The sequence below is a fragment of the Pseudocitrobacter sp. 2023LY-00077 genome, from assembly GCF_055796175.1.
The window spans coordinates 15,513-38,383 of the sequence record NZ_JBSPEI010000005.1; the positions used below are offsets into that span (position 1 = coordinate 15,513).

20 protein-coding genes are annotated in these 22,871 nt (G+C 55.3%); 12 read left to right on the forward strand and 8 right to left on the reverse strand.

Annotation, left to right across the window (positions count from 1 at the left end; translation table 11 throughout):
- Positions 1-28: 28 nt before the first annotated feature.
- The 6 genes from accC to acuI all read right to left on the reverse strand — a co-directional run bounded on the left by accC (position 29) and on the right by acuI (position 5,206).
- On the reverse strand, positions 29-1,378 hold the full coding sequence (gene accC, locus ACWWFX_RS08000; protein ID WP_276221078.1) for an acetyl-CoA carboxylase biotin carboxylase subunit: 1,350 nt from the start codon (positions 1,376-1,378) through the stop codon (positions 29-31).
- A 10-nt stretch (positions 1,379-1,388) separates the two neighbouring features.
- Positions 1,389-1,853: an acetyl-CoA carboxylase biotin carboxyl carrier protein gene (accB, locus tag ACWWFX_RS08005; protein ID WP_456146591.1), complete on the reverse strand. Its 465-nt coding sequence runs from the start codon at positions 1,851-1,853 to the stop codon at positions 1,389-1,391.
- A gap of 22 nt (positions 1,854-1,875) precedes the next feature.
- Positions 1,876-2,328 (reverse strand): type II 3-dehydroquinate dehydratase, encoded by a 453-nt coding sequence (aroQ, locus tag ACWWFX_RS08010; protein WP_015962778.1) that lies wholly within the window; start codon positions 2,326-2,328, stop codon positions 1,876-1,878.
- Between the two features lie 234 nt (positions 2,329-2,562).
- The gene (gene msrQ / locus ACWWFX_RS08015) at positions 2,563-3,162 is read right to left on the reverse strand and encodes a protein-methionine-sulfoxide reductase heme-binding subunit MsrQ (protein ID WP_276221074.1); all 600 of its coding nucleotides are present in this window, start codon (positions 3,160-3,162) and stop codon (positions 2,563-2,565) included.
- Positions 3,162-4,151, reverse strand: coding sequence for a protein-methionine-sulfoxide reductase catalytic subunit MsrP (msrP, locus tag ACWWFX_RS08020; RefSeq protein WP_456146590.1), 990 nt, complete (start codon positions 4,149-4,151; stop codon positions 3,162-3,164). Before msrP ends, msrQ begins: the two co-directional genes overlap by 1 nt.
- A gap of 80 nt (positions 4,152-4,231) precedes the next feature.
- Positions 4,232-5,206 (reverse strand): acrylyl-CoA reductase (NADPH), encoded by a 975-nt coding sequence (acuI, locus tag ACWWFX_RS08025; protein WP_473223556.1) that lies wholly within the window; start codon positions 5,204-5,206, stop codon positions 4,232-4,234.
- 218 nt (positions 5,207-5,424) lie between these two features.
- Here acuI and csrD point away from each other — a divergent pair, with 218 nt between their 5' ends.
- The 8 genes from csrD to tldD all read left to right on the forward strand — a co-directional run bounded on the left by csrD (position 5,425) and on the right by tldD (position 17,697).
- On the forward strand, positions 5,425-7,365 hold the full coding sequence (gene csrD / locus ACWWFX_RS08030; RefSeq protein WP_456146589.1) for an RNase E specificity factor CsrD: 1,941 nt from the start codon (positions 5,425-5,427) through the stop codon (positions 7,363-7,365).
- A 307-nt stretch (positions 7,366-7,672) separates the two neighbouring features.
- A complete protein-coding gene (gene mreB / locus ACWWFX_RS08035) occupies positions 7,673-8,716 on the forward strand; it encodes a rod shape-determining protein MreB (RefSeq protein ID WP_000913396.1) in 1,044 nt (347 codons plus the stop codon).
- 67 nt (positions 8,717-8,783) lie between these two features.
- Positions 8,784-9,800 carry a rod shape-determining protein MreC gene (gene mreC / locus ACWWFX_RS08040; RefSeq protein WP_276221060.1) on the forward strand — a complete coding sequence of 339 codons (1,017 nt, stop codon included), beginning with the start codon at positions 8,784-8,786 and terminating at the stop codon, positions 9,798-9,800.
- Complete coding sequence (gene mreD, locus ACWWFX_RS08045; RefSeq protein WP_015962784.1) at positions 9,800-10,288, forward strand: rod shape-determining protein MreD; 489 nt, start codon at positions 9,800-9,802, stop codon at positions 10,286-10,288. Before mreC ends, mreD begins: the two co-directional genes overlap by 1 nt.
- Before the next feature lie 8 nt (positions 10,289-10,296).
- Positions 10,297-10,887 (forward strand): Maf family protein, encoded by a 591-nt coding sequence (locus ACWWFX_RS08050; RefSeq protein WP_149464034.1) that lies wholly within the window; start codon positions 10,297-10,299, stop codon positions 10,885-10,887.
- A complete protein-coding gene (rng, locus tag ACWWFX_RS08055) occupies positions 10,877-12,346 on the forward strand; it encodes a ribonuclease G (RefSeq protein ID WP_015962786.1) in 1,470 nt (489 codons plus the stop codon). The genes ACWWFX_RS08050 and rng overlap by 11 nt, the downstream gene beginning before the upstream one ends.
- Positions 12,347-12,375: 29 nt before the next feature.
- A complete protein-coding gene (gene yhdP / locus ACWWFX_RS08060; RefSeq protein ID WP_327621857.1) occupies positions 12,376-16,179 on the forward strand; it encodes an AsmA2 domain-containing protein YhdP in 3,804 nt (1,267 codons plus the stop codon).
- Between the two features lie 72 nt (positions 16,180-16,251).
- Entirely contained in the window at positions 16,252-17,697 is a 1,446-nt protein-coding gene (gene tldD, locus ACWWFX_RS08065) for a metalloprotease TldD (RefSeq protein ID WP_473223557.1), read from the forward strand.
- A gap of 186 nt (positions 17,698-17,883) precedes the next feature.
- Here the strand turns inward: tldD and aaeR are convergent, their stop codons facing one another.
- Entirely contained in the window at positions 17,884-18,819 is a 936-nt protein-coding gene (gene aaeR / locus ACWWFX_RS08070; RefSeq protein WP_276221052.1) for an HTH-type transcriptional activator AaeR, read from the reverse strand.
- Between the two features lie 130 nt (positions 18,820-18,949).
- On the opposite strand from aaeR, the gene aaeX reads away from it, so the two are divergent.
- The 4 genes from aaeX to ACWWFX_RS08090 all read left to right on the forward strand — a co-directional run bounded on the left by aaeX (position 18,950) and on the right by ACWWFX_RS08090 (position 22,460).
- Entirely contained in the window at positions 18,950-19,153 is a 204-nt protein-coding gene (aaeX, locus tag ACWWFX_RS08075; protein WP_015962790.1) for a p-hydroxybenzoic acid efflux pump operon protein AaeX, read from the forward strand.
- A 7-nt stretch (positions 19,154-19,160) separates the two neighbouring features.
- Positions 19,161-20,093 carry a p-hydroxybenzoic acid efflux pump subunit AaeA gene (gene aaeA, locus ACWWFX_RS08080; protein ID WP_276221049.1) on the forward strand — a complete coding sequence of 311 codons (933 nt, stop codon included), beginning with the start codon at positions 19,161-19,163 and terminating at the stop codon, positions 20,091-20,093.
- Positions 20,094-20,098: 5 nt separating this feature from the next.
- The gene (gene aaeB, locus ACWWFX_RS08085; RefSeq protein ID WP_473223558.1) at positions 20,099-22,066 is read left to right on the forward strand and encodes a p-hydroxybenzoic acid efflux pump subunit AaeB; all 1,968 of its coding nucleotides are present in this window, start codon (positions 20,099-20,101) and stop codon (positions 22,064-22,066) included.
- A gap of 118 nt (positions 22,067-22,184) precedes the next feature.
- The gene (locus tag ACWWFX_RS08090; protein WP_276221045.1) at positions 22,185-22,460 is read left to right on the forward strand and encodes a barstar family protein; all 276 of its coding nucleotides are present in this window, start codon (positions 22,185-22,187) and stop codon (positions 22,458-22,460) included.
- A gap of 52 nt (positions 22,461-22,512) precedes the next feature.
- On the opposite strand, the gene yhcN is transcribed toward ACWWFX_RS08090, so the two are convergent.
- A complete protein-coding gene (gene yhcN / locus ACWWFX_RS08095; RefSeq protein WP_276221043.1) occupies positions 22,513-22,776 on the reverse strand; it encodes a peroxide/acid stress response protein YhcN in 264 nt (87 codons plus the stop codon).
- Between the last annotated feature and the right edge of the window lie 95 nt (positions 22,777-22,871).

The following is a 22,871-nucleotide window of genomic DNA, read 5'->3' on the forward strand; positions in this document are numbered from 1 at the left end:
TATCCGGCCTTTTTCAATCAACGCAGGCTTATTTTTCCTGAAGACCGAGTTTTTTCTCCAGATAGTGGATGTTAGTGCCACCGTGCTGGAAGTTCTCGTCATTCATGATGCGGATCTGCAAATCAACGTTGGTTTTGATACCGTCGATGATCAGTTCCTGCAATGCGTTTTTCATACGGGAAATCGCCACGTCGCGGGTTTCACCGTAACAAATCAGTTTGCCGATCATTGAGTCATAGTACGGCGGTACCGTGTAGCCCGCGTAGATATGAGATTCCCAACGAACGCCAAAGCCGCCCGGCGCGTGGAAGCGCGTGATTTTACCCGGGCTCGGCAGGAAGGTATCCGGGTCTTCGGCGTTGATACGGCATTCCACCGCATGGCCGCGAACCTGCACTTCGTCCTGCTTGATAGAGAGCGGTTGACCTGCGGCGATGCGCAGCTGCTCTTTGATCAGGTCAACGCCGGTGATCATTTCGGTAACCGGGTGTTCAACCTGAATACGGGTGTTCATTTCAATGAAGTAGAACTCGCCGTTTTCGAACAGGAACTCGAAAGTACCCGCCCCGCGATAGCCGATATCAACACAGGCTTTGGCGCAACGCTCGCCGATGTAGCGACGCAGTTCCGGCGTGATGCCCGGTGCTGGCGCTTCTTCGACAACTTTCTGGTGGCGACGCTGCATGGAGCAGTCACGTTCCGCCAGATAGATAGCATTACCCTGACCATCAGCCAGTACCTGGATTTCCACGTGGCGTGGGTTTTCCAGATATTTTTCCATGTACACCATGTCATTGCTGAACGCCGCTTTGGCTTCTGCTTTGGTCATGGAGATGGACTGCGCCAGGTCGGCATCGTTGCGCACAACGCGCATACCACGACCGCCACCGCCGCCAGAGGCTTTGATGATTACCGGGTAGCCGATACGTTTGGCATGCGCGCGGTTAGCGTCCATGTCGTCGCCCAGTGGGCCATCGGAGCCTGGTACGGTCGGGACGCCTGCTTTTTTCATCGCGGTGATCGCAGACACTTTATCGCCCATCAGGCGGATAGTATCGGCTTTCGGCCCGATGAAGATAAAGCCAGAACGTTCAACCTGCTCAGCAAAGTTGGCGTTCTCGGAGAGAAAACCATAACCAGGGTGAATCGCTACTGCGCCAGTGATCTCAGCCGCGCTGATGATCGCCGGGATGTTCAGGTAGCTTTTTACGGACGGAGCCGGGCCAATACAGACCGTCTCATCCGCCAGCAATACGTGCTTTAAATCGCGGTCCGCGGTGGAGTGCACAGCGACGGTCTTGATGCCCAGTTCTTTACAGGCACGAAGAATACGCAGTGCGATCTCGCCACGGTTAGCGATGACAATTTTATCCAGCATCTTCGCCTCGTTACTCGATGATGACCAGCGGCTCGTCAAATTCAACCGGTTGCCCGCTTTCGACCAGAACGGCTTTCACTACGCCAGCTTTATCAGCTTCGATCTGGTTCATCATTTTCATCGCTTCTACGATGCACAGGGTGTCGCCCACGTTAACTTTCTGACCCACTTCCACGAAAGCTTTCGCTTCCGGGCCTGGTGTACGGTAGAAAGTACCAACCATCGGGGAACGTACGATGTGACCACTGATTTCCGCTTTAGCAGGCGCTGCGGCTTCTGTTGCTGCCGGAGCGGCGGCTGGAGCCTGTTGAGCTTGCATTACCGGAGCAGCATAAGCCTGCTGCATCATCGGGAAACTGGCTGGGGCGGTAGCACGGCTAATGCGTACTGACTCTTCGCCTTCAGAAATTTCCAGTTCAGAAATGCCAGACTCTTCGACCAGCTCGATCAGTTTTTTAATCTTACGAATATCCATGAGTGGGTTCCGTACTCTTTGTTTAGTGTGATTGTGACAGGCGTTTTACCGCCGTCTGTAACGCGTATGAATAACCATCTGCGCCTAACCCGCAAATAACGCCAGCGGAGACATCAGACAGATACGAATGATGGCGAAACGGTTCGCGCGCATGCACATTGCTGAGGTGAATCTCGATAAACGGGATACTTACCGCCAGCAGCGCATCTCGAAGGGCAACGCTTGTGTGCGTAAACGCGGCCGGATTAATCAGGATATAGTCGACAGTGTCTTTAGCCTGATGAATTCGGTCGATGAGTGCGTACTCCGCGTTGGATTGCAGATGATCCAGCTCAACGTTCAGTGCTTCCGCTTCACGCTGTAAACCGTTTACGATTTGCGCAAGCGTCAGCGTTCCGTACTTCTCGGGTTCACGGGTGCCGAGCATATTCAGGTTCGGGCCGTTTAAAAGCAAAATGCGAAACTTGTCTGCCATTGTGCTGCTATCTCCTGCAATTCTCCGGTAAAAAACAAAATATACCTTCGATGCGCGATTGTCACCTTTTCAGAGGCTTAAAACCCCTGTCAGGAAAACTGAAGTCGCACATTATAACTATTTCGTAGCATTTGGCAGCTAAATACTGGTCTTATCAGGGAAGATTATCAACCGCATTCGTGTAAAGTCAGGACGGAGTTCAGTAATTTGCGGTAAACCGCACATATCTCGTAGCTAGCGCCACCACTGGCGGAACTTCTTATAACGCCATGCTAAAAGCGCGACTGCGCACACGGCATAAAGCAGCGGCTGCGGCGATAAAATTTTTACCGACCACAGATAATGAATCGGTGCGAGGATCGCCACCAGATAGACGAAGTTGTGCAATAACTGCCAGCGTCGGCCCAGTTTTCGCTGCATGTACTGGGTCGAGGTTATCGCCAGCGCCAGTAAAATCAGCCAACTGGCGAAGCCGAGCAGCAAATAGGGGCGCATCACCAGCTCCTGGCCCAGTAGCGCCAGGTTGTTGATACCGAGCTCCAGCAGCGCGTAGCTACATAAATGTAACGTCGCCCATGCAAAACACCATAACCCCAACAGGCGGCGGGTGCGTATCAATAATGGCTGTTTAGCGTAGCGCGCCAGCGGGGAAACCAACAAGGTCGCCAACAGTAATTTCAGAGCCATCCTACCGGTGAAGTGCTGGATATCTTTTGCCGGGTCGGCGCTGAGTTGCCCGGAAGAGGCGGCCCAAAAGAGCCAGACAAACGGCAAAAATGCCGCAAGATGCAGGCAAAGTTTCAGCCAGCGAATGTGTGTAACGGTTAAACGCATTAAAAATTCTCCCGCAAATCCAGCCCACGATAGAGTGAGGCCACCTGGTCGGCATAGCCATTAAACAGCAGCGTCGGCTGACGTTTCACATCCAGAATCCCACCGGAACCAATAAAGCGTTCACTCGCCTGCGACCAGCGCGGATGATCGACGTGCGGGTTCACGTTGGCATAAAACCCGTATTCATCGGCTGCGGCGAGGTTCCATGTGGTTGGCGGGCGTTCACGGGTGAGCTTAATTGAGACAATCGATTTGATGCCCTTAAAGCCATACTTCCACGGCACAGTGAGGCGAATGGGCGCGCCGTTTTGCGGCGGCAGCGCTTTGCCATACACGCCGACGGTCAGCATGGTGAGGGGATGCATCGCTTCATCCAGGCGCAGCCCTTCAACATAGGGATATTTCAGCCCGCCGCCGATGAAGCGGTCTTTTTGTCCGGGCATCACATCAGGTGCGTACAGAGTTTGGAAGGCCACATATTTTGCATTGCTGGTGGGCTCAACCAGCGATAACAGTTTATGTAAAGGAAAGCCTACCCACGGCACGACCATCGACCAGGCCTCCACGCAACGCATCCGGTAAATACGCTCTTCCAGTGGAAAGCGGCGGGTGAGGTCATCGTGATCGAGCGTCAGCGGTTTTGCCACTTCGCCATCGATCGTCAGTTTCCAGGGATCGGTCGGCAAACTGCCTGCGTTGGCAGCCGGGTCGGCTTTATCGAGGCCGAACTCATAAAAGTTGTTGTAACCGGTGACTTTATCTTCCGGCGTTAAGGTGAGTTTGTTTTGCCATTCGGCGGGTTTGCTGAAATCGAGCGGTTTACCGGAAGGCGCGGGAGGGCGATCGTTGCCTTTAAACCAGTCGCTGAGGCCCGCCTGGGCAGGGAGCGCAATGGCCGCGGTGCTGATTCCTAACATCTTCAGCACCTGGCGGCGCTGCATCATAAAGACGGACTCTGCGGTCACGTCGGCTTCGGTTAATTTTTTCACGTTATTTCACCTCTCCGTCATTTGTACTAAGCATGACGGAGAGGCGTTATTCGCGCGAATATGTCACGAAAATTTGAAGATTAGGCGATTTTTACCAGCGTACGGCCCTGCGCCTGATTGTTGATAATCGCTTCGGCAAACTGCGGTGCTTTATCAAGGGTGATTTCCGTCGCACTCTGGGCGTAGAACGATTCTGGCAGATCTTTCACCAGACGCTCCCACGCGGCGGTACGGCGCGCAATCGGGGTCATCACTGAATCGACGCCCTGCAAACGGACGTTGCGCAGAATAAACGGCATCACGGTGGTCGGCAGGGCGAAACCGCCCGCCAGGCCGCAGGCCGCCACGCAGCCGCCGTAGTTCATTTGCGCCAGTACTTTCGCCAGCACTTTATCGCCGACGGTATCGACGGCCCCGGCCCAGACCTGTTTTTCCAGCGGGCGCGTTTCTGCGAATTCATCACGCGCCAGAATTCGGTTTGCGCCCAGCTGGCGCAGGTAATCGTGGGTGCTTTCGCGACCTGAAACAGCGGCCACCTGATAACCCAGTTTATGCAGTAGCGCGACCGCGGTGCTGCCTACGCCGCCGCTGGCGCCGGTAACCACAATTTCACCGTCTTGCGGACGAACGCCCGCGTCTTCCAGCGCCATCACGCACAGCATGGCAGTGAAACCGGCGGTGCCGATAATCATCGCTTTACGGCCATCGAGCCCATTTGGCATTGGCACCAGCCAGTCACCCTTCACGCGTGCGCGCTCAGACAAACCGCCCCAGTGGTTTTCGCCCATGCCCCAGCCGGTCAGCAGCACGGGCTGGCCTGGTTGAAAACGTGCGTCGTCGCTGGCGTGTACCGTACCGGCGAAATCAATACCGGGCACCATAGGGAAGTTGCGGATAATTTTGCCTTTCCCGGTGATTGCCAGCGCGTCTTTATAGTTCAGGCTGGACCACTGAATATCTACGGTGACATCCCCTTGCGGCAACAGGCTGTCGTCGATGCGTTGTACCGATGCAAGGGTTTTTCCGTCCTGCTGTTCTAAGATTAATGCCTGCATAACCCGTCCTCAATGGCTCGATGTTTGGTAAAATTTCTCTCAGAACTATACTCGCTACACACAATTCTATGTCGATTTGGCGCAATAAATTGCCAGAAACCCCTGATTTGGTAGTATGCCGGGTTCATTTGATATGTTAGTGCTCACTTTTGATGGAGCGGGCAGCCGGGGCCGGGCGATTTGTCGGGTGACGATTAACCAACGGAGTTAAATCAGGGATGCGATTAACGACGAAATTTTCCGCTTTTTTTACGCTGCTGACCGGGTTGACTATCCTGGTGACGTTGATTGGCTCGTCGCTGAGTTTTTATAACGGCATTCAATATAAAGTGAAGAGCCGCGTTGAGGCGGTCGCCACGGTGCTGGATAATCGCCTGCTGACCACGCCTTTCGAGCAACTGGGTCCGCAGCTTGATGAAATGCTGGCACCCGTGGATGTGGTGCGTGTCGATTTCCTCCAGGATGGGAAAAACATCTACCATCATGCGCGCAAAAGCAGCTACCGCCCGGTGGGCAGCTATTATCGCTATCGCGAAGTAGTGATTGATTCTGTTAAGCATCCTGGCATGCAAATTAAGCTGGAGTATCAGGATCCGATGGCGAACTACTTCCGTTCGCTGATGACCACACTGCCGCTGACGCTAACCATCGCCTTTATGGTATTGATGGTGTTTATCGCTGTGCGCTGGCTGCGTCGTCAACTGGCGGGACAAGAACTGCTGGAATCGCGGGCCATTCGCATCCTGAACGGCGAGCGCGGCGCGAAAGTGAAAGGCAGCGTTCACGAATGGCCCGCCCGCACCAGTAGCGCGATGGACGTGCTGCTGTCAGAAATTCAGTTTGCCGGTGAGCAGCGCAGCCGAATGGATACGTTGATTCGCGCCTATGCCGCGCAGGATAATAAAACCGGCCTCAGCAACCGTCTCTTCTTTGATAATCAACTGGCGACGCTGCTGGACGATCAGGAAAACGTCGGCGCGCACGGCATTGTGATGATGATTCGTCTGCCGGACCTCGATTTATTGCGCGACCGCTGGGGCAATGAAGCGGCTGAAGAGCACCTCTTCATGCTCATTAACCTGCTTTCCACCTTTATGATGCGTTATCCCGGCGCATTACTGGCGCGATACCACCGCAGCGACTTTACTGTATTGTTGCCGCATCGCACCCTGAAAGAAGCCGACAGTATCGCCGGGCAACTGCTCAAGGCGGCGGATGCGCTGCCGATAACCAAAATTCTCGACCGCGATGACATGATGCACATTGGCATCTGCGCCTGGCGTAGCGGGCAAACCAGCCAGCAGGTGATGGAGCACGCGGAAGCCGCCGTGCGCAACGCGGTGTTGCAGGGCAGCAATAGCTGGGCGATTTACGATGACTCGCTGCCGGAGAAAGGGCGCGGGAATGTGCGCTGGCGTACGCTCATCGAACAGATGTTACGACGCGGCGGCCCGCGTCTGTATCAGAAACCGGCGGTCACGCTTAATGGCCGCGTGCATCACCGGGAGCTGATTTGCCGCATCTATGACGGCACTGAAGAGGTGATTGCCGCAGAGTATCTGCCTATGGTGCTGGAGTTCGGCCTGATGGAAGAGTACGACCGCTTGCAGATAAACCGCGTGCTGCCGTTCCTGAATTTCTGGCCGGAGGAAAACCTGGCGTTGCAGGTGTCGGTTGAGTCACTCATTCGCCCGCGCTTTCAGCGCTGGCTGCGTGATGCTTTAATGCAATGCGAAAAATCGCAACGCAAACGGATTATTTTTGAACTTGCAGAGGCGGATGTTTGTCAACATATCAGCCGTTTGCAGCCCGTCGTGCGTTTGATTAACGCATTAGGGGCCAGGATCGCCGTTATACAGGCAGGTTTAACCCTGGTGAGCACCAGTTGGATCAAGCAACTTGAGGTTGAACTCATCAAGCTTGACCCAAGCCTGGTGCGCAATATTGAGAAGCGGAGTCAAAACCAGTTGCTGGTGCAAAGCCTGGTTGAAGCCACGAAAGGCACAACCATGCAGGTTTTTGCGCCGGGCATCCGGAGCCGTAGTGAATGGCAGGTACTGACAGAGTGTGGCGTTTCCGGCGGGCAAGGTGATTTTTTTGCCGCCTCACAACCACTTGACACGAATGTGAAAAAATATTCGCAAAGATACTCTGTTTGACCTGCTGTTTAGCGTGTTTATCACGTAGAATAATGCGCGCGGTTTATTCGGGGGTGTGCGTGTCTGCTCGCCGGGTATATGTCGCATCATGCAAGTCGACGACCTTTGAAACAGGTTGCAAGTCCAGATTGGGATACGGTTAATGACTCCCGACGCTGATGGAGCCAGGTTGGATTTGTAACAGAGGAAACGAACTGCACTAATTTTCACCGTTGCAGATGATTTTTGCGCCTTGTCGCTGCTGCGTGTGGTTGGTAAAGTAAGCGGATTTTGTTTTCCGCCCCAGCTTTCAGGATTATCCCTTAGTATGTTGAAAAAATTTCGTGGCATGTTTTCCAATGACCTGTCCATTGACCTGGGTACTGCGAATACCCTGATTTACGTAAAAGGACAAGGCATCGTATTGAATGAGCCTTCCGTGGTGGCCATTCGTCAGGATCGTGCTGGTTCTCCGAAAAGCGTCGCTGCCGTCGGTCATGACGCCAAACAGATGCTGGGTCGTACGCCTGGCAACATCGCAGCCATCCGCCCGATGAAAGACGGCGTTATCGCTGACTTCTTCGTTACCGAAAAAATGTTGCAGCACTTTATTAAACAAGTGCACAGCAACAGCTTCATGCGTCCGAGCCCGCGCGTACTGGTTTGTGTGCCGGTTGGCGCCACGCAGGTTGAGCGTCGTGCGATTCGTGAATCCGCACAGGGCGCAGGCGCGCGTGAAGTGTTCCTGATTGAAGAACCGATGGCTGCGGCAATCGGCGCTGGCCTGCCGGTTTCCGAAGCGACCGGTTCTATGGTGGTTGATATCGGTGGTGGTACCACTGAAGTGGCGGTTATCTCCCTGAACGGCGTGGTTTACTCCTCTTCCGTACGTATCGGCGGCGACCGTTTCGATGAAGCTATCATTAACTACGTGCGTCGTAACTACGGCTCTCTGATCGGTGAAGCTACCGCAGAGCGCATCAAGCACGAAATCGGCTCCGCTTACCCGGGCGACGAAGTGCGTGAAATCGAAGTACGTGGCCGTAACCTGGCTGAAGGCGTACCACGCGGTTTCACCCTGAACTCCAACGAAATCCTCGAAGCGCTGCAAGAGCCGCTGACCGGTATCGTAAGCGCCGTCATGGTTGCACTGGAACAGTGTCCGCCGGAACTGGCGTCCGACATCTCCGAACGCGGTATGGTTCTGACCGGTGGTGGTGCGCTGCTGCGTAACCTTGACCGCCTGTTAATGGAAGAAACGGGCATTCCTGTCGTTGTTGCTGAAGATCCGCTGACCTGTGTGGCGCGCGGTGGCGGCAAAGCGCTGGAAATGATCGATATGCACGGCGGCGACTTGTTTAGCGAAGAGTAGTCAGCCTGAGTCCGGGGTAGCTTTCGGGCTACCCTTGATTTTACTGACACGAGAATACGCATAGCCTATGAAGCCCATTTTTAGCCGTGGCCCGTCGCTACAGATTCGCCTTATCCTGGCGGTTCTGATCGCGCTTGGCGTTATCATCGCCGACAGCCGCCTCGGTACGTTCAGTCAAATCCGAACGTACATGGATACCGCCGTCAGTCCTTTCTATTTTGTCTCCAATGGTCCCCGTGAATTACTCGACAGCGTGTCGCAAACGCTGGCCTCACGTGACCAACTCGAACTTGAAAACCGGGCACTTCGCCAGGAACTGCTGCTGAAAAACAGCGACCTGCTGATGCTGGGTCAGTACAAACAAGAAAACGCCCGTTTACGTGAATTGCTGGGTTCGCCGCTGCGTCAGGATGAGCAGAAAATGGTGACGCAGGTGATCTCCACCGTTAACGATCCGTACAGCGATCAGGTGGTTATCGACAAAGGCAGCGTCAATGGCGTCTATGAAGGCCAGCCGGTCATCAGCGACAAAGGCGTTGTCGGTCAGGTGGTGGCCGTCGCCAAACTGACCAGCCGCGTCTTGTTGATTTGCGATGCTACACATGCGCTGCCGATTCAGGTGCTACGTAACGACATCCGCGTGATTGCCGCCGGTAACGGCTGCACCGACGATCTCCAGCTTGAACACCTGCCTGCCAACACGGATATCCGCGTCGGCGACGTGCTGGTGACGTCAGGCCTCGGCGGTCGTTTCCCGGAAGGGTATCCGGTTGCGGTAGTCTCCTCCGTGAAGCTCGATACCCAGCGCGCGTACACCGTGATTCAGGCGCGTCCAACCGCCGGCTTGCAGCGTCTGCGCTATCTGCTGCTGCTGTGGGGCGCCGATCGTAACGGCGCGAACCCGATGACGCCGGAAGATGTGCATCGCGTGGCTAACGAACGTCTGATGCAGATGATGCCGCAGGTGTTGCCATCCCCGGATTCCATGGGGCCGCCAACGCCGGTTCCTGCGCCTGCCACGGGGCTTGCAACCTCGCCTGCGGAAACCCAGCCTACTGAGCTCTCCCCTCAGGGAGGGCCATAGTGGCAAGTTACCGTAGCCAGGGACGCTGGGTAATCTGGCTCTCGTTTCTTATCGCACTGCTGCTACAAGTGATGCCCTGGCCGGACAACATTATTGTTTTCCGGCCCAACTGGGTTCTGCTCATCCTGCTTTACTGGTCACTGGCGCTGCCGCATCGGGTGAATGTCGGTACGGGTTTTGTGATGGGCGCGATTCTGGATCTCATCAGCGGTTCAACGCTCGGCGTGCGCGCGCTGTCGTTGAGTATCGTGGCGTATCTGGTGGTGCTCAAGTATCAGCTGTTTCGTAATCTGGCGCTCTGGCAGCAGGCGCTGGTCGTCATTCTGTTATCGCTTGCCACGGATATTATTGTTTTCTGGTCAGAGTTTTTAGTGATCAACGTCTCTTTCCGACCGGAAGTATTCTGGAGTAGTGTAGTCAATGGCGTACTCTGGCCGTGGATCTTCCTCCTGATGCGCAAAGTTCGTCAGCAATTCGCCGTGCAATAAAGGTCGTTATGAAAATTTATCTCGCTTCAGGCTCCCCGCGTCGCCAGGAACTGCTCACCCAACTGGGTGTGGCGTTTGAAAAAATCGTTCCAGGCATTGAAGAGCAGCGCCGTCCGCAGGAAAGCGCGCAGCAATACGTGACGCGGCTGGCGCGAGAAAAAGCACAGGCCGGGGTGGCGATGGTCAATCAAGACCTCCCGGTTCTGGGCGCGGATACTATAGTTATCCTCAATGGCGAAGTGCTGGAGAAACCGCGTGATGCCGCCCATGCGGCAGAGATGCTGGGCAAGCTTTCAGGGGAAACGCATCAGGTGATGACCGCCGTCGCGCTGGCAGACCGCCAGAACACGCTCGACGCGCTGGTGGTCACCGATGTGACGTTCAGAGTACTTTCCGAACACGATATCGCAGGCTACGTTGCCAGCGGTGAACCTTTAGATAAAGCAGGTGCATACGGTATTCAAGGGTTGGGTGGCTGTTTTGTCAGGAAGATAAATGGCAGCTATCACGCCGTAGTCGGCTTACCGCTGGTGGAAACGTATGAGTTGCTCAGTAACTTTAACTCACTACGTGAGGAAAGGGATAAACATGACGGCTGAATTATTAGTAAATGTGACGCCATCCGAAACGCGTGTGGCGTATATCGATGGCGGCATTTTGCAGGAAATTCATATTGAGCGTGAAGCGCGACGCGGAATAGTAGGCAATATCTACAAGGGTCGTGTCAGTCGGGTATTGCCAGGGATGCAGGCGGCATTTGTAGATATTGGTCTGGATAAGGCCGCATTCCTTCACGCCTCCGATATCATGCCGCACACCGAGTGCGTGGCGGGCGAGGAACAAAAACAGTTCACCGTGCGCGACATTTCTGAGCTGGTGCGTCAGGGGCAGGACCTCATGGTACAGGTGGTGAAAGATCCGCTCGGTACCAAAGGCGCGCGTCTGACAACCGATATCACGCTCCCTTCCCGTTATCTGGTCTTTATGCCTGGCGCGTCCCACGTCGGCGTCTCCCAACGTATTGAAAGTGAAGCCGAACGTGAACGCCTGAAAAAGGTGGTGGCGGAATACTGCGACGAGCAGGGCGGGTTTATCATTCGTACGGCGGCAGAGGGCGTGTGTGAAGAGGATTTAGCCTCTGACGCCGCGTACCTCAAACGCGTGTGGACCAAAGTGATGGAGCGTAAAAAACGCCATCAGACGCGTTATCAGATGTACGGTGAACTGGCGCTGGCGCAGCGTGTGCTGCGTGATTTCGCCGATGCCCAGCTTGACCGCATTCGCGTTGATTCGCGTCTGACTTATGAAGCACTGCTGGAATTTACCGCCGAATACATTCCGGAAATGACCAGTAAGCTGGAGCACTACACCGGCCATCAGCCGATTTTCGATCTCTTTGACGTCGAAAATGAAATTCAGCGCGCGCTGGAACGTAAAGTTGAACTGAAATCGGGCGGCTATCTGATTATCGATCAGACCGAAGCGATGACCACCGTGGATATCAACACCGGCGCGTTTGTCGGTCACCGTAATCTCGACGACACTATCTTCAATACCAACATTGAAGCGACCCAGGCTATCGCGCGCCAGCTGCGCCTGCGTAATCTGGGCGGCATTATTATCATCGACTTTATCGATATGAATAATGAAGATCACCGCCGTCGCGTGCTGCACTCGCTGGAGCAGGCACTGAGCAAAGATCGCGTGAAAACCAGCATTAATGGCTTCTCTCAGCTTGGGCTGGTGGAGATGACCCGTAAGCGCACCCGTGAAAGCGTGGAGCATGTGCTTTGCAATCAGTGCCCGACGTGTCATGGACGCGGAACGGTGAAAACCGTTGAGACAGTATGTTATGAAATCATGCGTGAAATTGTGCGCGTGCATCATGCGTATGATTCCGATCGTTTCCTGGTGTATGCGTCACCGTCGGTGGCGGAAACCCTGAAAGGCGATGAGTCGCACGCGCTGGCGGAAGTTGAAATCTTCGTCGGCAAGCAGGTAAAAGTACAAATTGAACCGCTCTACAATCCAGAGCAGTTTGATGTGGTTATGATGTAAAGCAGCCTGCCAGGCACAAGGAGAGAAGCGTGAGGCGATTGCCGGGGATATTACTGCTCACCGTGGCAACATTGATTGTCATTGCTGCGCTGCTGGTGAGTGGCCTGCGCCTCGTGCTGCCGCATCTGGACGAATGGCGCCCGCAAATCTTCGCGAAAATCTCCTCGGCGGTGGGGCAACCGGTGGAAGCCTCGAAAATTCAGGCCAGCTGGGAAAACTTCGGCCCCACGCTTGAAGTACGCGATATTAAAGCCGTGCTGGATAACGACGGCGGCGAGATGTCGATTAAACGCGTCTCGCTGGCGCTGGACGTCTGGCAGAGCCTGCTGCATATGCGCTGGCAGTTCCGCGATCTCACGTTCTGGCAGCTCAACATTCACACCAATTCGCCGCTGCAAAGCAATGACAGCAGCGACAGCATGGAAGGCGATCGCATCGGCGATCTCTTCCTGCGCCAGTTTGACCAGTTCACCCTGCGCGACAGCCACCTGAGTTTCCTGACCCTTTCCGGCCAGCGGGCCGAGCTGGCGATCCCGCAGCTCACCTGGCTGAACGGTAAAAATCGTCACCGCGCGGAAGGTGAGCTGAGCCTGACCAGCCTCACCGGGCAGCACGGGGTGATGAAAGTGCGTATGGATCTGCGTGATGAAAACGGCCTGCTGAACAAAGGCAAGCTGTGGCTACAGGCGGATGACATCGACGTCAAACCCTGGCTTGGCAAATGGATGCAGGACAATATCGCGCTCACCAGCGCGCGCTTCAGTCTTGAAGCCTGGGCGACTGTCGATAAAGGCGAAATTGCCAGCGGCGACGTCTGGTTGAAAAAAGGTGGCGCGAGCTGGAAAGGCGATAAAGACGATCACCAGCTCGCCGTGGATAACCTGACGGCGCACCTCTCGCGTGAAAAAGCCGGTTGGGAATTCCGCATTCCCGATACGCGCATCACCATGGATGGCACGCCATGGCCGCGCGGTGCGCTGGCGCTGGCGTGGATCCCCGAGCAGGAAGTGGGCGGCAAAAACAGCGTGCGCAGCGATGAACTGCGCATTCGTGCCAGTCATCTTTCCCTTGCCGGGCTCAACGGCCTGTTACCGATTGCTGACAAACTCTCCCCGACGCTTGGCGAAATCTGGCGCACCACGCAGCCGAACGGCACGATTGACTCGTTGGGGCTCGATATTCCGCTTCAGGCCACGGAGCAAACCCGTTTTCAGGCTACGTGGAATGATTTAGCGTGGAAGCAGTGGAAGCTGCTACCCGGCGCGGAGAATGTTTCTGGCGAGCTGTCCGGTAGCGTTGAAAACGGCGCATTGAAAGTGAACATGCAGCAGGCGACGATGCCGTATGAAACGGTCTTCCGCGCGCCGCTGGAGATTGCCAAAGGTACCGCTACGCTCAACTGGCTGAATAACGACAAAGGCTTCATGCTGGATGGCCGTCATATCGATGTTGAAGCCAAAGCCGTCCGCGCCGCAGGCGGTTTCCGTTACCTGCAGCCGAAAGACGACCAGCCCTGGCTGGGCATTCTGGCGGGCATCAGCACCGACGATGGCGGCCAGGCCTGGCGCTATTTCCCGGAAAATTTGATGGGAAAAGAGCTGGTCGATTATCTCAGCGGCGCGATTAAAGGCGGCCAGGCTGATAACGCGACGCTGGTGTATGGCGGTAATCCGCATCTCTTCCCGTACAAGCATAACGAAGGGCAGTTTGAAGTGTCGGTGCCGCTGCGCAATGCCACCTTTGCCTTCCAGCCTGACTGGCCCGCGCTGACCGACCTCGACATTCATCTCGACTTCCTCAACGATGGCTTGTGGATGAAGGCCGACAAAGTGGCACTGGGCGGCGTCACGGCGACTAACCTTAACGCCATGATCCCGGACTACGCCAAAGAGAAGCTGCTGATTGATGCCGACATCAACGGACCGGGTAAGGCGGTTGGGCCGTATTTCAATGAAACACCGCTGAAAGAATCGTTAGGCGCGACGCTGGATGAACTCCAGCTTGATGGGAATGTGAGCGCTCGCTTACAACTTGATATTCCCCTCAATGGCGAGCTGGTGCATGCGACTGGCGATGTGGCGCTCAATAACAACAGCCTGTTTATCAAACCGCTCGACAGCACGTTGCAGAACCTGAGCGGCAAATTTAGCTTCTCCAACGGCGATTTGCAGAGCCAGCCGATGACCGCGACCTGGTTTAATCAGCCGCTGAAGGTTGATTTCAACACCCGTGAAGGTGAGAAATCGTATCAGGTTGACGTCAACATGGACGCCAACTGGCAACCGTCGCGCACGGGCGTGCTGCCGAAAGCTATCAACGACGAAATCAGCGGCAGCGTGCCGTGGCAGGGGAAAGTCGCTATTGAGCTGCCGTATCGCGGTAGCCCCACGTACAAAGTGGGCGTCACCGCTGACCTGAAAAATGTGAGTAGTCACTTACCTGCGCCGGTAGATAAAGCCGCCGGTGAGCCGCTCCCGGTGAAAATTGACGTTGATGGCAACCTGAAAAGTTTCGATTTAACCGGCAAAGTGGGAAGTAATAATCATCTCAATAGCCGTTGGTTGCTCAACCAGAAACTGACGCTGGATCGCGCAATTTGGGCAAGCGACAGCCGTACTAATCCGCCGTTGCCCCAGCAGCAGGGCGTTGAGCTGAATCTCCCGCCGATGGATGGCGCGCAGTGGCTGGCGCTGTTCCAGCAGGGCGCGGCCAGTGATGCGAGCTCTGCCGCCGTCTTCCCGAAACAGGTCACCCTGCGCACGCCGTCGCTGACCTTAGGCGGGCAGCAGTGGAATAACCTGAGCATTGTTTCGCAGCCGTCGGCGCAGGGCACCAAAGTTGATGCGCAGGGCCGCGAAGTGAATGCCACGCTGACCATGCACGACAATGCACCGTGGCAGGCGGCGATTCGCTATCTGTATTACAACCCGTCCTCGACGCCGCTGACGCAGGCGTCGGCTGCTTCGACAGGCCCGCTCACCCGTAATCGCATCGATTTCAGTGGCTGGCCGGATCTTCAGCTTCGTTGTGCAGAGTGCTGGCTGTGGGGGCAGAAATATGGTCGTATCGATGGTGATTTTGCCATTAAAGGCGACACCCTGACTCTGAGTAACGGGCTGGTGGATACTGGATTCGCGCGTCTGACCAGCGACGGCGAGTGGGTTAATGGCCTGAGCGGTCAGCGGACGTCGTTGAAAGGTAAGCTGCGCGGCAAGAAAATTGACGATGCGGTGGCGTTCTTCGGTATCGCCACGCCGATTCGCGACTCCTCAATTAACCTGGATTACGACTTACACTGGCGCGCCAGCCCGTGGCAGCCGGACGTACCGTCGCTGAACGGTATTTTGAAAACGCGCATCGGCAAAGGTCAGTTTACCGATTTGAGCACCGGTCACGCGGGCCAGCTGTTGCGCCTGCTGAGCGTCGATGCGCTGCTGCGTAAACTGCGCTTTGATTTTAGCGATACCTTCACGGAAGGCTTCTATTTCGACTCCATCCGCAGCACCGCCTGGATTAAAGACGGCGTGCTGAACACGGATGACACCCTGGTTGATGGCCTGGAAGCGGACATCGCCATGAAAGGGTCGGTCGATTTAGTCCGTCGTCAACTTGCGATGGAAGCGATTGTTGCGCCTGAGATTTCTGCAACCGTCGGCGTGGCAGCGGCATTTGCCATTAACCCGATTGTCGGTGCAGCCGTCTTCGCGGCAAGTAAAGTGCTGGGGCCGCTGTGGAGCAAAGTATCGATTCTGCGTTATCGCATCACCGGGCCAATCGATTCGCCGCAAATCAATGAAGTTCTGCGCCAGGCGCGCAGCGATACGAAGCAATGATTTGACGCAGTCGCACAATTGCCTCACTCTTTTAACATGGGCATCTTAGCGGTAACTAACGAGTAGCGAATAATGAGTCTAAACCTGGTAAGTGAACAATTGCTGGCAGCGAACGGCCTGAATCATCAGCGCCTGTTTGACATTCTTGGTCAACTCGCCGAGCGCCGTCTCGATTATGGCGATCTCTATTTTCAGTCGAGCTATCACGAATCCTGGGTTTTAGAAGACAGCATCATCAAAGATGGTTCTTACAATATCGACCAGGGTGTTGGCGTGCGTGCGGTGAGCGGTGAAAAAACCGGGTTTGCCTACGCAGACCAGATTAGCCTGCTGGCACTTGAGCAGAGCGCGCAGGCGGCACGAACCATCGTACGTGACGCGGGTGACGGCAAGGTGCACACGCTGGGCGCGGTAGACCACTCTCCGCTCTATACGTCGCTCGATCCGCTGCAAAGCATGAGCCGTGAAGAGAAACTCGACATCCTGCGTCGCGTGGATAAAGTCGCGCGCGCGGCAGATAAGCGCGTGCAGGAAGTCTCTGCCAGCCTGACCGGCGTGTATGAGCTGATCCTGGTCGCGGCAACGGACGGTACGCTGGCGGCGGACGTTCGCCCGCTGGTACGCCTGTCGGTAAGCGTGCAGGTTGACGATAACGGCAAACGCGAGCGCGGCGCCAGCGGTGGCGGCGGTCGCTTTGGCTACGACTACTTCCTGGCGGATCTCCACGGTGAAGTGCGCGCGGATGCATGGGCAAAAGAAGCCGTGCGTATGGCGCTGGTGAATCTCTCCGCTGTCGCGGCGCCTGCGGGAACGCTGCCGGTGGTGCTGGGCGCAGGCTGGCCGGGCGTACTGCTGCATGAAGCGGTAGGACATGGTCTGGAAGGTGACTTCAACCGTCGCGGCACCTCTGTTTTCAGCGGTCATATGGGCGAGCTGGTGGCTTCCGAACTGTGTACGGTTGTCGATGACGGCACCATGCAGGATCGCCGTGGCTCCGTGGCTATCGATGATGAAGGGACGCCAGGCCAGTACAATGTGCTGATCGAAAATGGCATTCTGAAAGGCTACATGCAGGACAAACTCAACGCGCGTCTGATGGGCGTTGCGCCGACCGGGAACGGCCGTCGTGAATCCTATGCGCATCTGCCGATGCCGCGTATGACCAATACCTATATGCTGGCCGGGAAATCGACGCCGCAGGAGATTATCGAATCCGTTGAGTACGGCATCTACGCGCCGAACTTTGGCGGCGGCCAGGTGGATATCACCTCCGGGAAATTCGTCTTCTCGACGTCAGAAGCGTATCTGATTGAAAACGGTAAAGTCACGAAACCGGTGAAAGGCGCGACGCTGATTGGTTCCGGTATTGAAACCATGCAGCAGATTTCCATGGTCGGTAACGACCTGAAGCTGGATAACGGCGTGGGCGTTTGCGGTAAAGAGGGGCAGAGCCTGCCGGTTGGCGTGGGTCAGCCGACGCTGAAGGTTGATAACCTGACCGTGGGTGGCACCGCGTAATTTTGCCTTGCCGGATGGCGGCTTCGCCTTATCCGGCCTACGGTGTTGTGCGCGTTGTTGCCGGATGGCGGCTTTGCCTTATCCGGCCTACGGTGCTGTGCGCGTTGTTGCCGGATGGTGGCTTTGCCTTATCCGGCCTACCGATCGAGTAGGCCTGATAAGCGTAGCGCCATCAGGCAATATGTTTCACCGCTCTCCCGTCTCATCTTTGTCCCGCATCCCCTGATACAGCCTGGCGACCTCGACAAAATAATCGGTCAGGTAATTAATACACACCTGCACTTTCAGCGGCAGCTTATCTTTCTCGGTATAAAGTGCGTAAACCGGACGCGGATCGGACTGGTAGCGCGGCAGTAAAATTTCTACCTCGCCACGGTTAATCTCTTCAATCACCCACATTAGCGGCACGTATGCGATCCCCGCGCCCGCAGAGAGCCAGCGGCTAAGCGTCATCGGATCGTTAGTCACGAATCGCCCTTCAGGAATCAGGCGTGTTGTCAGGCCTTCGGGGGCGATCAGCTCAAATTCGTTGTCCGGACGTACGCTGTATTCCAGCCATGAATGGTTGGCGAGGTCAGCGGGTTTCTCAGGAATGCCTGCATGTTGTAGATAACTTTTAGCCGCGCAGATAACCATCGGCATCGAGCCTAACCGGCGCGAGAAGAGGCTGGAATCCTGCAACGCGCCGACGCGGATCACCACATCAAGGCCATCGGCAATCAGGTCCGGCGCCGGAATACCCGTAACCAGATTTACCGTCAGGCCGGTGTACTCCTTCAACATCTCTGCGGTGATCCGCGCGAGGACATTTTGTGCCATAGTTGAAGAACACCCGATTCGCAGCGTACCGATAGGTGTGTTGTTAAACGCGTAGAGCTGTTCGTGGACGTCCTGAGCCTCAAATAGCATACGGCGGCAGCCCTGGTAATATATTTTGCCGGCTTCTGTGAGACCTATACTACGTGTGCTGCGGTTTAACAGCTTAACTTGTAACTCATCTTCCAGCTTTGATACAGTCTGACTGATGGAAGAGACGCTCATCTGAAGCTGTTTCGCGGCGGCGGTGAACGAGCCTTGCTCGACCACTTTCGCAAACACCGACATTCGTTTTAGTCGTTCCATTATTCACTCTGGCTTAAAAGTGATTTAGATCACAATATATAGATAACGGCATAACAGTTACGTTAATATACTGTTAGCTGAATAATTAAAGCGCACTCTCACCTGCACGCTAGTCTAAACCAAGGTCAACATGAGTCTGTTTCCTGTCATTGTGATTTTCGGCCTGTCATTCCCGCCGATCTTCTTTGAGTTGCTATTGTCGCTCGCCATCTTCTGGGGAGTGAGGCGACTGCTTATTCCAACCGGTATCTATGACTTTGTCTGGCACCCTGCGCTGTTCAATACTGCATTGTATTGCTGTCTTTTTTATCTGATATCACGTTTGTTCGTTTGAGGTAGATGTGAAAACGCTAATAAGAAAAATCTCCCGTACAGCCATCACACTGATACTGGTTATTCTGGCCTTTGTCGCCATTTTCCGCGCCTGGGTGTACTACACCGAGTCGCCATGGACGCGTGATGCGCGCTTTAGTGCAGACGTGGTCGCCATCGCGCCTGATGTCTCCGGGCTGATTACTCAGGTAAATATCAAGGATAACCAACTGGTTAATAAAGACCAGGTATTGTTCACGATTGACCAGCCACGTTACCAGAAAGCGCTGGAAGAAGCTGAAGCTGATGTGTCGTATTACAAAGCGCTCGCCAGCGAAAAGCGTCGCGAAGCCGGGCGTCGTAACCAGTTAGGCATTCAGGCGATGTCGCGTGAGGAAATCGACCAGGCCAATAACGTCCTGCAAACCGTCGAGCATCAGTTAGCCAAGGCACAGGCAACCCGCGACCTTGCGCGCCTTGACCTTGACCGCACCGTTATTCGCGCGCCTGCCGCCGGTTGGGTCACTAACCTCAACGTCTTTAACGGTGAGTTTATTACCCGTGGCTCCACGGCGGTGGCGCTGGTGAAAAAGAATTCGTTCTACGTGCTGGCCTACCTGGAAGAAACCAAGCTGGAAGGTGTGCGAAAAGGCTATCGTGCGGAAGTCACCCCGCTTGGCAGCAACCGTGTTATCAAAGGCACCGTAGATAGCATCGCGGCGGGCGTGACCAACGCCAGCAGCAGCAATGATGCGAAAGGCATGGCAACCATTGATTCCAACCTTGAATGGGTACGTCTTGCGCAGCGTGTGCCGGTCCGTATTCATCTTGATGAACAGCAGGACAATATCTGGCCTGCCGGGACAACCGCAACGGTAGTGATTACCGGTGAAAAAGACCGGGACGCGCAGAATATGACCTTCTTCCAGAAACTGGCGTTGCGTCTGCGTGAGTTCGGTTAATCGTTATGGGCATTTTTAGCATTGCCAATCAGCACATCCGCTTTGCCATTAAACTGGCGTGCGCGATTGTGCTGGCGCTGTTTGTCGGTTTCCACTTTGAGCTGGAAACGCCGCGCTGGGCGGTACTGACGGCAGCAATCGTCGCGGCAGGCCCGGCATTTGCCGCCGGTGGCGAGCCCTATTCCGGTGCTATCCGCTACCGCGGGATGCTGCGTATCATCGGGACCTTTATCGGGTGTATCGCAGCGTTAACCATCATTATTGTGATGATCCGCGCGCCGCTGTTAATGATTCTGGTGTGCTGTATTTGGGCCGGTTTTTGTACCTGGCTCTCCTCGCTGGTACGCGTAGAAAACTCCTACGCGTGGGGGCTGGCGGGCTACACGGCGCTGATAATCGTTATCACTATTCAGACCGAGCCGCTTCTCACGCCGCAATTTGCGGTCGAACGCTGTAGCGAGATCGTCATTGGTATCGTCTGCGCGATCATGGCCGATCTGCTTTTCTCCCCGCGATCGATCAAAAAAGAGATCGACCTTGAACTGGATACCCTGCTTATCGATCAATATCGCCTGATGCAGCTGTGCATCAAGCATGGTGACAGTGAAGAAGTTGACCGCGCGTGGAGTGGGCTGGTGCGCCGCACCGCAGCCCTGGGTGGGATGCGCAGCAACCTGAGCATGGAGTCTTCCCGCTGGTCGCGCGCTAATCGGCGCTTAAAGGCGCTGAACACGGTCTCCCTGACCATGATCACCCAGGCTTGTGAAACCTACATCATTCAGAACACACGTCCGGAAACGGTTACCGATGACTATCGCGAACTCTTCGCTGAGCCGGTTGAGACCGTGCAGGACGTGCATCGCCAACTTAAACGCATGCGTCGGGTGATGGCCTGGACGGGTGAACACGGCACGCCGGTAACGATTTACGGCTGGGTGGGTACGGCGACGCGCTACCTGCTGCTAAAACGCGGCGTGATTGGCAACGCCAAAATCAGCGCCCGCGAAGAGGAAATTCTTCAGGACGAAGTGGTGGTGAAGGCCGAGTCTGCCGAACGCCACCATGCGATGGTTAACTTCTGGCGTACGACGGTGTCCTGCGTGCTGGGCACGCTCTTCTGGCTGTGGACCGGCTGGACATCCGGCAGTGGGGCGATGGTGATGATTGCGGTGGTCACCTCGCTGGCTATGCGTTTGCCAAACCCTCGAATGGTCGCCGTCGACTTCCTTTACGGCACGCAGCTGGCGCTGCCGCTGGGAACGCTTTTCTTCCTGGTGATCATCCCATCTACCCAGCAAAGCATGCTGTTACTCTGCATCAGCCTTGCGGTGCTGGCATTCTTTATTGGTATCGAGGTGCAGAAACGGCGGCTGGGATCGCTGGGCGCGCTGGCGAGTACCATCAACATTATCGTGCTCGATAACCCGATGAAATTTGAATTTAGCCAGTTTCTCGATAGCGCGTTGGGCCAGCTGGTGGGCTGCTTCCTGGCGCTGATGGTTATCATGCTGATTCGCGATAACTCGCGTGAGCGGACGGGCCGCGTACTGCTGAACCAGTTTGTGTCGGCCGCAGTTTCGGCGATGACCACCAACTCCGCGCGACGTAAAGAGAACCATCTACCGGCGCTCTATCAGCAACTTTTCCTGTTGCTGAATAAATTCCCTGACGATATCGCTAAATTCCGTCTGGCCCTGTCGCTGATTATTGCGCACCAGCGTCTGCGCGATGCGCCAGTGCCGGTGAATCAGGATCTCTCTGAGTTTCACCGCCAGCTCAGACGCACGGCGGACAGCGTGATCTCTGCGGGCAACGATGATAAACGTCGTCGCTACTTCCTGCGTCTATTGGAAGAGTTAGATATCTATCAGGAAAAATTACGTATCTGGGACGCCTCGCCGCAGGTTACCGAACCGGTTAGTCGGCTGGTGGCGATGCTGCATAAGTATCAGAGCGCACTAACGAACAGCTAGCAATCACCCAGGCCCACGCACATTTCTCCCTCCTGTCAAAGCCGACGCCCTCAGCGTCGGTTTTTTTATCGCTATACTTAGAGGCGGATGACAGCGGCGGGAAAATTGAGGGCGAGTGATGGAAGTCTATTCTTTTGATTTTGATGAAATAGAAAACCAGGGTGATTTTTACCGCGAGTTCACGCGCCTCTTTGCACTCAAGAGTGGGTTGGTTCACGATCTCGATTCATTGTGGGATGTGGTGACCGGCAGCCAGCTACCGCTGCCGCTGGAGATAGAGTTCCTGCATCTGGATGAGAAGCAGAAGCGGCGTTACGGTGCGCTGATACTGTTATTTGATGAAGCAGAGGAAGAGCTGGAAGGGATGCTGCGCTTTAACCTTTCGCGGACATAAAAAAGCCCCCGCGTAATGGCGGGGGCAAGTCGTCGGACAAGACGACGAGGGTTTATTTGTACAATTCTGCGGTCGCGTGCCAGGTATTACCGGTACGCGCTTCAATAATGCGGTAGCCGCTTGCGCCTTCTTTTGCTGCTTTTGCTGATAATGCGCTATTCATATCCATCGGTGAACTCCCGACCTGGGATACGGATACGGTGCCCATAGATTGCAGGCTCTGTGCTTGTTCTGCACTAATTTGCTCAGCGGCGCTGGCACCAAAAGAGAGAACAGAAGCCAGACCCAAAGAAGCGATGATCATTGCGTTTTTCATAATTTTTACTCCACCATGTGCGACAGCGGTGAGAGGAGAAAACATGGCTTCCTGGACCGCTGTAGAAAATTTTTTTACCTGAATCTTACCTACTT

Coding starts and splice junctions, on each gene's coding strand:
- aaeB (WP_473223558.1), top strand. CDS start 20,099: ATGGGCATTTTTAGCATTGCCAATCAGCACATCCGCTTTGCCATTAAA.
- mreB (WP_000913396.1), top strand. CDS start 7,673: ATGTTGAAAAAATTTCGTGGCATGTTTTCCAATGACCTGTCCATTGAC.
- mreC (WP_276221060.1), top strand. CDS start 8,784: ATGAAGCCCATTTTTAGCCGTGGCCCGTCGCTACAGATTCGCCTTATC.
- ACWWFX_RS08050 (WP_149464034.1), top strand. CDS start 10,297: ATGAAAATTTATCTCGCTTCAGGCTCCCCGCGTCGCCAGGAACTGCTC.
- rng (WP_015962786.1), top strand. CDS start 10,877: ATGACGGCTGAATTATTAGTAAATGTGACGCCATCCGAAACGCGTGTG.
- csrD (WP_456146589.1), top strand. CDS start 5,425: ATGCGATTAACGACGAAATTTTCCGCTTTTTTTACGCTGCTGACCGGG.
- aaeR (WP_276221052.1), bottom strand. CDS start 18,819: ATGGAACGACTAAAACGAATGTCGGTGTTTGCGAAAGTGGTCGAGCAA.
- tldD (WP_473223557.1), top strand. CDS start 16,252: ATGAGTCTAAACCTGGTAAGTGAACAATTGCTGGCAGCGAACGGCCTG.
- aaeX (WP_015962790.1), top strand. CDS start 18,950: ATGAGTCTGTTTCCTGTCATTGTGATTTTCGGCCTGTCATTCCCGCCG.
- acuI (WP_473223556.1), bottom strand. CDS start 5,206: ATGCAGGCATTAATCTTAGAACAGCAGGACGGAAAAACCCTTGCATCG.
- ACWWFX_RS08090 (WP_276221045.1), top strand. CDS start 22,185: ATGGAAGTCTATTCTTTTGATTTTGATGAAATAGAAAACCAGGGTGAT.
- accC (WP_276221078.1), bottom strand. CDS start 1,378: ATGCTGGATAAAATTGTCATCGCTAACCGTGGCGAGATCGCACTGCGT.
- yhcN (WP_276221043.1), bottom strand. CDS start 22,776: ATGAAAAACGCAATGATCATCGCTTCTTTGGGTCTGGCTTCTGTTCTC.
- accB (WP_456146591.1), bottom strand. CDS start 1,853: ATGGATATTCGTAAGATTAAAAAACTGATCGAGCTGGTCGAAGAGTCT.
- msrQ (WP_276221074.1), bottom strand. CDS start 3,162: ATGCGTTTAACCGTTACACACATTCGCTGGCTGAAACTTTGCCTGCAT.
- aroQ (WP_015962778.1), bottom strand. CDS start 2,328: ATGGCAGACAAGTTTCGCATTTTGCTTTTAAACGGCCCGAACCTGAAT.